We start from the raw sequence: 11845 nt of genomic DNA, 5'->3' as shown, positions 1-11845 counted from the left end.
AAAAGCGGGGCGGCCTGATAGCCGACCTGTTTGTTTGAGCTACCCAGCTATTGGTACACAGCGGCAATAGGTCAGCGAGAAACAAAAAACCCGACCAATGGCCGGGTTTTTTGTTGGCTACGAATCGTAATCAGCGAAGCGTCGGCCCTTTGAAGCCTGCCCACATTGCGATTTGGTCGGCAACGCTGGCGCCCAGTTTTTTCGAGAAACGATCGAACGGGGACTCCTGTACGGTGTAATCGACCATTTCTTTCTCGCCGATGACTTCACGCGCGACGTAGCTGGAGCTGCCCAGTCCGTCGATCAGGCCCAGCGGCAGGGCTTGCTCGCCGGTCCAGACCAGCCCGGAGAACAGTTCAGGGTGATCTTTATCCTTGAGGCGATCGCCTCGACCCTGCTTCACGCTGGCGATGAACTGGCGGTGAGTGGTGTCCAGCACGCTTTGCCAGAATGCGGTTTCGTCTGCTTTCTGCGGCTGGAACGGATCCAGGAACGATTTGTGTTCGCCTGACGTGTAGGTCCGGCGATCAACCCCCAGCTTTTCCATGGCACCTACAAAGCCGAAGCCTGCCGCAGTGACGCCGATTGAACCCACCAGACTGGCCTTGTCGGCGTAGATCTGGTCAGCCGCGCTGGCGATGTAGTAGGCACCCGAGGCGCCCAGGTCGGTGATCACGGCATAGACCTTGATCTCCGGCTTCTCGGCGCGAAGGCGGCGGATCTCATCAGCCACATAGCCCGATTGCACAGGACTACCACCCGGGCTGTTAATGCGCAGGATCACGCCTTTGGTCTTCGGGTCCTCGAAGGCTGCACGCAGGCTGCCAACGATGTTATCGGCGCTGGCTGGCTCCTTGTCGGCGATCATGCCTTCGATCTGGATCAACGCAGTGTGGTTTGCGCTGCGCGAGGCGCTTTTCTCGAAATCACCCAGCGGCGTAAACAGAAACAGTGCCGTGATCAGATAAAGGAAGGTCAGGCACTTGAAGAAAATGCCCCAGCGGCGCGACCGACGCTGCTCCTGAATCCCTGCCAACAGGGTTTTTTCCAGTAGCTTCCAGCTCTTCGCATCAGCCTTGCTGTCTGCGACCTCATCCTTGTCCTGGGAAACCGGTGCTTTCCATTCGTCCGACATTTACTGACTACCCCAACAATGAAGACTGATCGCTGCGCTTACCCAACCAGGTACACAGCTCGGAAAAATGCTCGATAGCCAACTGCGGCTCATAAGTACGCAATGACTCCAGCGATTGGGCGCCATAGCCCACCGCCACGGAGTCCATACCCGCGTTACGCGCCATCAGCAGATCGAAAGAGGAATCGCCCACCATCAACGCCCTCCCCGGCTCAACGCCGCAATGCTGAAGAATTTCATTCAGCATCAGAGGATCAGGCTTGCTGGCGGTTTCATCCGCCGCTCGGGTGATGTCGAAATAGTCGAGCCAGTCATGAGCCTTGAGCACACGATCAAGACCGCGACGCGCCTTGCCGGTTGCCACCGCCAACTTGTAACCCTCGGCGCGCCAACCTTCAATGGATTCGCGCACCGTATCGAATAAAGGCGACGCGACGTCGTTATCCATTGCCATATAGCTGTCGGCGTAATGCTGGCGGAAGTCGATCAGGTCATTGGCGGTGATATCCGGATAAAGCGTGCGAATCGCCTCGGGCAAACCCAGGCCGATGATGCCTTTGATGGCATGCTCGTCACGTTCCGGTCTGCCGCTCTCGACAGCTGCAGCGCGCATGGCAGCGACGATACGGCCGATTGAGTCAGCCAGCGTGCCGTCCCAGTCGAAAATCAACAAATCGTACTTCGATGATTCAAAATCAGGTCGCACTCAAACGCTCCACTGTCTTGGCCCACATCTCATCCACGGGCGCCTGCAATTTAAGCTCGCTACCGTCCTGCAGCGGCACGGTCAGCATGTAAGCATGCAGGAACAGACGCTTGCCACCCAGATCACGAATCTCGCGACTGAAATCATCGTCACCGTACTTGGTGTCACCCGCAATAGCATGACCGGCGTGCAGCGTGTGCACCCGAATCTGATGAGTACGACCGGTCACCGGCTTGGCCTCGACCATGGTGGCGAAGTCACCGAAGCGGCGCAGCACTTTAAAAATCGTCAGTGCTTCCTTGCCCTCGTCATTGACCTCGACCATGCGCTCGCCGGAGCGCAGATTACTCTTGAGCAACGGAGCACTGACCCGCTTCTGAGCGGTATCCCAGCGACCGCGGACCAGCGCCATGTAACGCTTGTCGACGCCGTCGCCACGCAGCGCCTCATGCAAGTGACGCAACATGCTGCGCTTCTTGGCGATCATCAACAGCCCGGAAGTGTCGCGATCCAGACGGTGAACCAGCTCTAGCTCTTTCGCATCCGGGCGCATCTGGCGGAATGCCTCGATGACACCGAAGTTCAACCCGCTGCCGCCATGCACGGCGATACCCGCAGGCTTGTTGAGCACAATCAGCGCCTTGTCTTCATAGACAATCGCCGCTTCAAGGCGCTGCAACAGACCTTGAGCTACAGGCACTGGCTCGTCCCGCTCAGGCACGCGCACCGGCGGAACTCGAATAATGTCGCCTGCCTGCAACTTGTACTCGGGCTTGATCCGCCCCTTGTTCACCCGCACTTCGCCTTTGCGCAAGATGCGGTAGATCAGGGTCTTGGGCACGCCTTTGAGGAAAGTGACAAGAAAGTTATCGATACGTTGACCGGCATATTCCGGCGCAACCTCTACCAGCTGGACGCCGGGGGTTGGAGGGGTGATATTCGTCATGGCGCAAATCATAACAATTTTTTATGGATTTGAAGCACTTAATGATTGCTGCTATAGTCGCGAACGCCGCCAAAAGCGGCCTGGACAGCGGACAAACGGTTTATGACCGGCCCTGCCCTACGCAATTCACGAGGACGCGAGGCCGTCCTACGGGGCTTTCGGTGACAACGGATTGGTTGCAAACGTTACAAGCGCAGGTGACATGAGGCCTGATAGACGCCAGATCGCAGAGTTATCACTCGCCTTCAGAGCTAAAAAATCACGGCCAGTTCACAAAGTGCAGTCGTTTACAGACACTCCGAGCGAATGTTTCGGAAACAAACGCCTTAAGCCATGATGCGCGACCCTCCCTCTGGAAGGCCGCGGTAAATGCCAACCCGTTGCGGATTCAGCGCGCGGCAGCACCCGAATTATCAGGGATACGTGTAGGGTGGAGACGCACAACCATCGGACTGTGTAGCACAAGGCTTGTTTTAGACGCTTCATCTCGTCCGCTACCGATGGTCGATTCCTCCTCCTGACAAAGCTTTTGCTGAAAGGGTGTCTTTTGTCACCACAGCAAGCAGGAAACGTCGTCGCGACTCCGGCCCCGTTGGCCGGCAATCTCGCTAGACACTGGAGTGTCCAACCACTCCTGACGTGCCCTGACACCGACCGTGAGAAGTCGTGTGTGCCGAACGCCGTTTCCGGCAGCCCGGAAACCGACGGTACTACATGAAAAGAATGTTGATTAACGCAACTCAACCCGAAGAGTTGCGCGTTGCACTGGTAGACGGCCAGCGCTTATATGACCTGGACATCGAGTCCGGTGCCCGCGAGCAGAAGAAGGCCAATATCTATAAAGGCCGGATCACTCGTATCGAACCCAGCCTTGAGGCTGCCTTTGTCGATTTCGGCTCTGAGCGCCACGGCTTCCTGCCTCTCAAAGAAATCTCCCGCGAGTACTTCAAGAAAGCCCCTGAAGGCCGCGTCAACATCAAGGACGTCCTGAGCGAAGGCCAGGAGGTCATCGTTCAGGTCGAAAAGGAAGAGCGCGGCAACAAAGGCGCAGCCCTGACCACCTTCATCAGCCTGGCCGGTCGTTACCTGGTCCTGATGCCAAACAACCCGCGTGCCGGTGGCATCTCGCGCCGCATCGAAGGCGAAGAGCGCAACGAACTGCGCGAAGCGCTGAACGGCCTGATTGCTCCAGCTGACATGGGTCTGATCGTTCGTACTGCCGGCCTGGGCCGCAGCAGCGAAGAAATGCAGTGGGACCTCGACTACCTGCTGCAACTCTGGACCGCCATCAAAGAAGCTTCGCTGGATCGCGCTGCTCCATTCCTGATCTATCAGGAAAGCAACGTGATCATCCGCGCCATCCGCGATTACCTGCGCCAGGACATCGGCGAAGTGCTGATCGACAGCATCGAAGCCCAGGAAGAAGCGCTGACCTTTATCCGTCAGGTAATGCCGCAGTACGCCAGCAAGATCAAGCTGTACGAAGACAGCGTTCCGCTGTTCAACCGTTTCCAGATCGAAAGCCAGATCGAGACCGCCTTTCAGCGCGTCGTTGAACTGCCTTCCGGTGGCTCCATCGTTATCGATCCAACCGAAGCCCTGGTGTCCATCGACATCAACTCGGCGCGCGCCACTAAAGGCAGCGACATCGAAGAAACCGCGCTGCAGACCAACCTTGAAGCGGCTGAAGAAATCGCCCGTCAATTGCGTCTGCGTGACATCGGCGGCCTGATCGTCATCGACTTCATCGACATGACGCCTGCCAAGAACCAGCGCGCTGTGGAAGAAAAAGTCCGCGAAAGCCTGGAAGCCGACCGCGCCCGCGTTCAGGTTGGTCGCATCTCGCGCTTCGGCCTGCTGGAAATGTCCCGTCAGCGCCTGCGTCCATCTCTGGGCGAAAGCAGCGGCATCGTCTGCCCGCGTTGCAACGGCACCGGCATCATCCGTGACGTTGAATCGCTGTCGCTGGCCATCCTGCGCCTTATCGAAGAAGAAGCCCTGAAAGACCGCACTGCCGAAGTCCGCGCCCAAGTGCCGATTCCGGTTGCCGCTTTCCTGCTCAACGAAAAACGCAACTCGATCACCAAGATCGAATTGCGCACTCGTGCCCGCATCATCATCCTGCCGAACGATCACCTGGAAACGCCGCACTTCGAAGTTCAGCGCCTGCGTGATGACAGCCCGGAAGCTCACACGCTGCAGTCCAGCTACGAAATCGCTGCTGCCGCTGCTGAAGTGGAAGAAGTTCAGCCAGCTGCTGCTACCCGCACACTGGTTCGTCAGGAAGCCGCCGTTAAAACCGCTCCGCCGCGCGCCAATGCTCCGGTTCCGGTTGAAGCCGCGCCTGCCGCTCCAGCTCCGGCCGCTCACGAGCCAAGCCTGTTCAAAGGCCTGGTCAAGTCCCTGGTAAGCCTGTTCGCCACCAAGGAAGAGCCAGCCGCCCCGGTTGTGGTTGAGAAACCAGTTGCCGAGCGCCCAGCCCGCAACGAAGAACGCCGTAACGGTCGCCAACAAAGCCGTGGCCGCAACAACCGTCGCGACGAAGAACGCAAACCACGTGAAGAGCGCGCCGAACGTGCTCCACGCGAAGAGCGTGCACCGCGTGAGGAACGCGCACCTCGTGAAGAACGTGCACCGCGCGCTCCACGCGAGGCCGTTGAAGAGAACAGCGCAGCACCGCGTGAAGAACGTCCGGCCCGCGCTCCACGTGAGGAGCGTGCACGCACACCACGTGCTCCTCGTGAAGACCGCAAGCCACGTGAAGAACGCGTTCGCGAATTGCGCGAGCCGCTGGATGCCGCTCCCGCAGCCGACGCAGCGCCACGTGAAGACCGCCCGGAGCGCGCCCCGCGCGAAGAGCGCCAACCACGCGCACCTCGTGAAGAACGCCAGCCACGTGCAGAGCAGGCCGCTGCCGCGGTCAGCGAAGATGAAGTGCTGCCAAATGAAGAACTGGCAACTGACGATCATCAGGACGGTGCAGAAGGCGATCGCCCTCGCCGCCGCTCCCGTGGTCAGCGTCGCCGCAGCAACCGTCGTGAGCGTCAGCGTGACGCAAACGGCAATGTGATCGAAGGCTCGGAAGGCTCCGAAGAAGAAGGCAGCGAATCCGCCAACACTGAAGTGGCAGCCGGTCTGGCTATCACCGCAGCAACCGCAGCTGTTGCCAGCAGCGTCATCAGCGCACCTGCAGAAGCCGAAGCTCACCGCCAGGCAGAGCGTGCTACTGCAACCGTTGACTCAGCTGACTCCTCGTTCGTACCGCAAGCTGTGATCGAGACCCCTTCGATTCAGACTCCAGCGTTCGAAGCGCCAGCCGTTGAAACGCCTGCCGTAGAAGCCCCGGTTGCTGACAAGGCGCCGAAAGCTGAAACCGCTCCGGACGTAGAAGTGCAGCAGGTCGTTGAAGCGGCTCCGCAGGTGATTGCAGAGGCGCCAGCTCTGGCAGCACAGACTGAGTTGTTCGAAGCGCCGCACGCCGAACGTGTTGTGCCGTTCAAGCCAACGCCAGAGCCGTCGCCTACACCAGCACCAGCACCACAGGTCGAAGAAGCTACTCCAGCCCGTGAAGAGGCTCCGGCCTCTGAATCGGCTGAGCTGCCGACCCCGGCGCCAGTCGTTGCCGAGGAGCCAGCTCCGTACGCCGCGCCTGAAGTCGTTGCAACCCCGCCTACGGCCGAAGCAGCAGTGGCTGTCGTCGCTGAAACCCCTGCCCTGCCGATGAGTAGCAACGGTCGTGCACCAAACGATCCACGTGAAGTGCGTCGTCGCAAGCGCGAAGCCGAGCGTCTGCAGAAGGAAGCTGAAGAGGCCGCAGCCAATACTGCAGCCCCTGTGGCAACTGAAGTCGAAGCGGTTCAACCAGCAGTCGAGGCAGTAGAACCTGCTCCGGTTGCCGAGCAGAACCCGCAGCCGACTGACGAAGCAGTCACGCAGCACCACGAAGCCAAGGAAGAGAGCACCGAGCCTAAACCCCTCGCTTGATTCTTGACTGAATAAAAAGCCCCACCTGCGAAAGCGGGTGGGGCTTTTTTGTGGGCGAGTGATCTGTAGGAGCTGCCGAAGGCTGCGATGGCGGTGTATCAGGAAGGCCGCTTTCGCAGCCTTCGGCAGCTCCTACATAAAATGCAGCGCATCCAAAAGTTGCCCGGATCTGTAGGAGATCATCGAGGTTACGAGGCCAGCAATCGCGGCGTCACTGAACAAACATCAATCGATCCGGCACATCCACATCCCACAGCACGCCCGGATCATCAACTTCGACCTGCTGAACGCAGCCCTCCTTGAACAATCGTCGTGCGCCCTGATCACCGCTCAATGCCATCAGCGAAGGACCATATTGATTACCAAAACCCACCGGATGACCCAGTTCGCCACTCAGGACAGGTACAGAAATCCGACCGCCCTCCAATGAAGCAGCAACCTTGTGCAGGGTTTGAGGCAGGATAAACGGCATATCGCCTAAAACGATCAACCAGGCACGATGATCAGGCTCAGCAGCCACAGCCGCCGCGATGCTGTCACCCATGCCCGCTGAAGCCAGCATGACCAGCTCACAGCGATATTGATGGGCAAGTGCGATGATCTTTGGATAACCAGGTCGGGTAATCACCACAACCTTGTCGACAACCCCTTGCAGATTGACGAGTGCCTGCTCCAGCACCGGACGCTCTACTCCATCACGACCAATGCAATGAGCCAGCAACTTGCTCTGACCTTGTCCGGCAATGGCTTGAAACCGAGTACCTTCTCCGGCAGCGAGCACGATGGCGCAAACAGTGTTGGTCATGGTTACTCCCTTCCAGGGCATAGGTGACTACACAACATTTACAGTGGTTTTTGTGTACATCTCTGGCGCGAAGCAGACGTAGATTCTGTGGGAGCGCACGAGTAACGCGAGGTCGCGATTTTCAGCTCAATACAGATTGGGTTCCATTTCCAGCTCAACGCCAAAGCGCTTGGCAATATCCGCCTGTATGCGCTGAGCCAAGGCGTATAACTGCACGCCCGTTGCATGACCGTAGTTGACCAACACCAACGATTGCAAACGATGCACGCCAGCGTCACCTTCACGGTAGCCCTTCCAGCCAGCCTGCTCGATGAGCCAGCCTGCAGCGAGTTTCACTTGGCCGTCAGGCTGTGGATAACCCACCAGCGCGGGATGCTTGAGCCTGATCTGGTCAGCCAAAGCAGCGGGCACCAGCGGATTCTTGAAGAAACTACCCGCGTTGCCCAGCACGGCAGGATCCGGCAGCTTCTCGCTGCGAATGGCGCAAATCGCGTTACTGACGTCGTGGGGCGTCGGCTGCGCGATACCCTGCTCTTCCAGACGCTGACGCACGGGACCATAGTCCAGATGCAACTCAGCACTGTAGTTGAGGGTGAAGCGTACCCGCAGGATCAGCCAGCGGCCGGTCTCATGCTTGAACAAACTGTCGCGATAACCAAACGCGCACTCCTCAAGGGAGAAGTCGCGCAGCTCACCGGTCTGGCGGTCGAGAGCTGTCAAGCTGTGAAATACATCCTTGATCTCAACCCCGTAGGCACCAATGTTCTGCATCGGCGCAGCGCCGACGGTGCCGGGGATCAGACTGAGATTTTCCAGCCCGGCAAGCCCCAACTCCAGGCACGACTGCACAAAGGGATGCCAAGGCTCACCGGCTTCAGCCTCAACGACAGCATGTCGGCAATCTTCCCGGATGATCCGGACACCACGGCTGGCCATGCGCAGGACCAGTGCCTGAACATCACCGGTCAACAGTAAATTGCTACCACCGCCAATCACCATCAACGGCAAATCATGCTTCGCGCTATAGGCCAATGCCTCGCGCACGTCATCGTCGTTATGGGCTTCGGCGAACAGCCGCGCCGCTACATCAACGCCAAAGGTGTTGAACGGCTTGAGTGAAACAGCGGACTGCAGTTGCAACGTCAAATCTCCAGCAAGCGGCGTACGCGCTCAAGGTCTTCAGGGGTATCTACGCCGGCCGGCGGCGCTTCAAGCGCGTCGGCAACGTGAATCCGTATGCCGTGCCAGAGCGCGCGCAACTGCTCGAGATTTTCTGTGTTTTCGAGCCAGCATGGGCCCCAACTGACGAAATCGTGCAGGAAACCTGCGCGATAAGCATAAATGCCGATATGCCGACGATACGGTACGCCCGCAGGCAATTGCTCGCGATCCTTTGCCAAGGCATCCCGCGCCCAAGGCAACGGCGCGCGGCTGAAGGTCAGCGCCAGACCATTGATATCGGAGACGACTTTCACGACGTTCGGATTGAACAATGCGGCCACATCGTCGATAGGCTCAGCCAGGGTCGACATGCGCGCTTCAGGGTGAGCAGCAAGATTATCAGCGACCTGATCAATCACCGCAGGCGGGATCATCGGCTCGTCGCCCTGAACATTGACCACAATGGCGTCGGCTTCCAGGCCCAGTTGCGTGGCGACTTCAGCCAGGCGATCGGTGCCAGAGTTGTGATCCTCACGGGTCAGCAGCACTTCAGCGCCAAAAGCCTTGCAGGCCTCAACGATGCGCGCGTCGTCTGTGGCAACCACAACCCGGGCTGCGCTGCTCTTGCGTGCCTGTTCCCAGACATGCTGAATCATCGGCTTGCCAGCGATCTCCTTGAGCGGCTTGCCCGGAAAACGGCTGGAGCCGAAACGCGCCGGGATGACAACAGTGAAAAATGCGGTCATTTGTCCAGGCGCTCGTCGGTAGTCAAAGTCCGCGCTTCACTTTCCAGCATCACTGGAATGCCATCGCGGATCGGGAAAGCCAGGCCTGCGCCTTTGCTGATCAGCTCGGTTTTGTCGGCGCTGAGTTTCAGCGGCCCCTTGCAGATAGGGCAGGCGAGGATGTCGAGTAATTTGGTGTCCATAAGAAATCCTGAGCGAATCATGGCAAAAGACGTAACAACTGCGAATCGAACCAGCTGACAAATGCATCGGATGGCACCGCATCCACAGCCAGGTACCACCAGTCATCCGCCGCGAAGGACCGGCATTTCACGGCATCCTTCTCGGTCATGACAACAGGCAGAGCCGGAGAAAAGGTCAGCGCTTGAGCACTGAAAACAGCATGGTCGGCGAACGCGTGGGTGACTGGTCGCCAGTGTAGCCCTTCGAGGGTATTGAAGAAACGCTGAGGATTACCGATACCGGCCACGGCATGAACCGCCTGCCCCGCCGGAAAGTAATCCAGCGCCTGACGCTCGCCGCTGCGCAGATTGACCAGCGCCGAAGGTTGCAACTGAAAGGCGTAGCCGTCATCCCGGTCCGCACTGGCCCCGTTATAAAGCAACGCATCAACGCTCTCGAGGCGCTCGACAGGTTCGCGCAGCGGGCCAGCGGGCAAACAACGACGGTTACCCAGCCCACGAGCAGCATCGATTAACACCAGCTCAAGATCCCGCGCCAGTCGATAGTGCTGCAGGCCGTCATCGGACAGAATCAGATCCAGCGGTTCACTGTCGAGCAGCGCTTGCACCGCACGGCTGCGATCCGGATCGATCATCAACGGTACGCCGCTGCGCTGTACGATCAGCAGGGGTTCGTCGCCTGCCTGAGCCGCGCTTTGCTCGGCGGTCACGCGCCACGGCAGGCTCGGCGGTTTGGCACCGTAACCGCGACTGACCACGCCGACCCGCAGGCCACGGCGGCGACAGTGTTCGATCATCCACAGGATCAGCGGTGTCTTGCCGGTACCGCCAACGGTGATGTTACCCACGACAACCACCGGCACAGGTGCTTTGTATATCTCTCCCTGCCCCGCCAGAAAACGCTCACGCTTGCCCTGCACGACCCGCCGATACAAGCTTTCCAGCGGACGCAGCAGCGTCAACGCCGGGTGGCCCTTGTACCAGGCGTCGAGCATACGATCAGAAAAAGCCATCAGTTAGCCGGTGCAGCTTCGACCGTGGTCATGCGCAGGTGGCTGAAACCCAGCTTGCCTGCGGCGTCCATGGCAGTGATCACCGATTGATGCGGGGTTTTGCCGTCGGCACTGATCGACAGCGGCAGGCTGGTATCACCTGCAGACTCGCGCTGAAGTGCATCTATCAAGGTCTGCAGGTCGTTTTTCGGCAGCAACTGGTTGTTCACCGAAAAGACGCCGTCAGCATTGATAGTGATATCCAGATGCTTGAGCTCGGCGTCGGTTTCCGGAGCGCCGGTCACCGCTTGCGGCAAGTCGACACGCAGTTGGGTTTCACGGGTGAAGGTAGTGGTCACGATGAAGAACAGCAGCAGGATGAACACCACATCGATCAACGAAACGAGGTTGATGTCGATGTTCTCCCTGACCTTGCGACGACGGAACTTCACTTTTTACGACCCTCGCCCCGAGCCTGCGACTTGAGGTCAATCTTCGGATCGTTGAGGTCGACTTCGCGATCGCCCTGTACCACTTCCACCAGCTTGATAGCTTCCTGCTCCATGCCGACGACCAGTTCATCGACCCGGCTTTGCAGATAACGATGGAAAAAGATCGCAGGAATCGCGACGATCAGGCCCGATGCTGTGCAGATCAGCGCCTTGGAAATACCGCCCGCCAGTACCGAGGCGTTGGCCGTATTACCCGTGGCATTGAACGAACCAAAAATGTCGATCATGCCCAGCACCGTACCCAGCAAGCCCAGCAAAGGCGCCATGGCCGCGATGGAGCCCAGAGCACTGAGGTAGCGCTCCAGATCGTGAATGACCCGGGCAGCAGCTTCTTCAATGCACTCTTTCATGATTTCGCGGCCATGCCGTGAATTGGCCAGGCCTGCGGCAAGGATTTCACCCAGAGGGGAATCGGCACGCAATTGCTTGAGCTTTTCCTTGTCGAGTTTCTTGTCCTGAATCCACTGCCAGACTTGTCCTACCAGATGAGGCGGGGTAATGCGGCTAGCACGAAGGGTCCAGAGGCGCTCGATGATAATGCCGACCGCAGCAATGGAACTCAGAATGATCGGCAGCATCATCCAACCGCCAGATTTGACCAGTTCCCACACAGTGACGACTCCCTCGAAAAATTGGCGCCACTCTAACATAGGGTCGGCGACTCGCCGAAGCCTGC

General features: G+C 58.8%; 11 protein-coding genes. 1 reads left to right on the top strand and 10 read right to left on the bottom strand.

Annotation, left to right across the window (positions count from 1 at the left end):
• Positions 1-130 precede the first annotated feature (130 nt).
• From AUC60_RS07705 to rluC, 3 genes are read right to left on the bottom strand one after another with little or no spacing between them, the layout of a single operon-like run.
• The gene (locus AUC60_RS07705; RefSeq protein WP_087265494.1) at positions 131-1135 is read right to left on the bottom strand and encodes a S49 family peptidase; all 1005 of its coding nucleotides are present in this window, start codon (positions 1133-1135) and stop codon (positions 131-133) included.
• 7 nt (positions 1136-1142) lie between these two features.
• Entirely contained in the window at positions 1143-1841 is a 699-nt protein-coding gene (locus tag AUC60_RS07700) for an HAD-IA family hydrolase (protein WP_087265493.1), read from the bottom strand.
• Positions 1831-2787 carry a 23S rRNA pseudouridine(955/2504/2580) synthase RluC gene (gene rluC / locus AUC60_RS07695; RefSeq protein ID WP_087265492.1) on the bottom strand — a complete coding sequence of 319 codons (957 nt, stop codon included), beginning with the start codon at positions 2785-2787 and terminating at the stop codon, positions 1831-1833. Before rluC ends, AUC60_RS07700 begins: the two co-directional genes overlap by 11 nt.
• 714 nt (positions 2788-3501) lie before the next feature.
• Here rluC and rne point away from each other — a divergent pair.
• Positions 3502-6771, top strand: a complete 3270-nt coding sequence (rne, locus tag AUC60_RS07690) for a ribonuclease E (RefSeq protein WP_455567068.1) — start codon at positions 3502-3504, stop codon at positions 6769-6771.
• Positions 6772-6982: 211 nt separating this feature from the next.
• Here rne and AUC60_RS07685 read toward each other — a convergent pair whose 3' ends face one another.
• From AUC60_RS07685 to AUC60_RS07655, 7 genes are all read right to left on the bottom strand, one after another.
• Positions 6983-7576 (bottom strand): nucleotidyltransferase family protein, encoded by a 594-nt coding sequence (locus AUC60_RS07685; protein WP_087265490.1) that lies wholly within the window; start codon positions 7574-7576, stop codon positions 6983-6985.
• A 126-nt stretch (positions 7577-7702) separates the two neighbouring features.
• On the bottom strand, positions 7703-8722 hold the full coding sequence (murB, locus tag AUC60_RS07680) for a UDP-N-acetylmuramate dehydrogenase (protein WP_087265489.1): 1020 nt from the start codon (positions 8720-8722) through the stop codon (positions 7703-7705).
• Positions 8719-9483 carry a 3-deoxy-manno-octulosonate cytidylyltransferase gene (kdsB, locus tag AUC60_RS07675; RefSeq protein WP_087265488.1) on the bottom strand — a complete coding sequence of 255 codons (765 nt, stop codon included), beginning with the start codon at positions 9481-9483 and terminating at the stop codon, positions 8719-8721. Before kdsB ends, murB begins: the two co-directional genes overlap by 4 nt.
• Complete coding sequence (locus AUC60_RS07670; RefSeq protein ID WP_087265487.1) at positions 9480-9665, bottom strand: Trm112 family protein; 186 nt, start codon at positions 9663-9665, stop codon at positions 9480-9482. Before AUC60_RS07670 ends, kdsB begins: the two co-directional genes overlap by 4 nt.
• Positions 9666-9682: 17 nt before the next feature.
• The gene (lpxK, locus tag AUC60_RS07665; RefSeq protein ID WP_087265486.1) at positions 9683-10678 is read right to left on the bottom strand and encodes a tetraacyldisaccharide 4'-kinase; all 996 of its coding nucleotides are present in this window, start codon (positions 10676-10678) and stop codon (positions 9683-9685) included.
• Positions 10678-11109 (bottom strand): ExbD/TolR family protein, encoded by a 432-nt coding sequence (locus AUC60_RS07660; protein WP_087265485.1) that lies wholly within the window; start codon positions 11107-11109, stop codon positions 10678-10680. Before AUC60_RS07660 ends, lpxK begins: the two co-directional genes overlap by 1 nt.
• Positions 11106-11780, bottom strand: a complete 675-nt coding sequence (locus tag AUC60_RS07655) for a MotA/TolQ/ExbB proton channel family protein (protein WP_027898764.1) — start codon at positions 11778-11780, stop codon at positions 11106-11108. Before AUC60_RS07655 ends, AUC60_RS07660 begins: the two co-directional genes overlap by 4 nt.
• Positions 11781-11845: the final 65 nt, after the last annotated feature.

The sequence above is a fragment of the Pseudomonas caspiana genome (assembly GCF_002158995.1).
In the GTDB taxonomy this organism is placed as follows: Bacteria; Pseudomonadota; Gammaproteobacteria; order Pseudomonadales; family Pseudomonadaceae; genus Aquipseudomonas; species Aquipseudomonas caspiana.
The sequence above is the reverse complement of the archived record's forward strand: the minus strand, read 5'-3'. Positions and strand labels throughout refer to the sequence as shown.

Bases quoted from the DNA above. Each gene is read 5' to 3' on its own strand.
- kdsB (WP_087265488.1), bottom strand. From the start codon at position 9,483: ATGACCGCATTTTTCACTGTTGTCATCCCGGCGCGTTTCGGCTCCAGC.
- rluC (WP_087265492.1), bottom strand. From the start codon at position 2,787: ATGACGAATATCACCCCTCCAACCCCCGGCGTCCAGCTGGTAGAGGTT.
- AUC60_RS07670 (WP_087265487.1), bottom strand. From the start codon at position 9,665: ATGGACACCAAATTACTCGACATCCTCGCCTGCCCTATCTGCAAGGGG.
- rne (WP_455567068.1), top strand. From the start codon at position 3,502: ATGAAAAGAATGTTGATTAACGCAACTCAACCCGAAGAGTTGCGCGTT.
- AUC60_RS07705 (WP_087265494.1), bottom strand. From the start codon at position 1,135: ATGTCGGACGAATGGAAAGCACCGGTTTCCCAGGACAAGGATGAGGTC.
- AUC60_RS07685 (WP_087265490.1), bottom strand. From the start codon at position 7,576: ATGACCAACACTGTTTGCGCCATCGTGCTCGCTGCCGGAGAAGGTACT.
- lpxK (WP_087265486.1), bottom strand. From the start codon at position 10,678: ATGGCTTTTTCTGATCGTATGCTCGACGCCTGGTACAAGGGCCACCCG.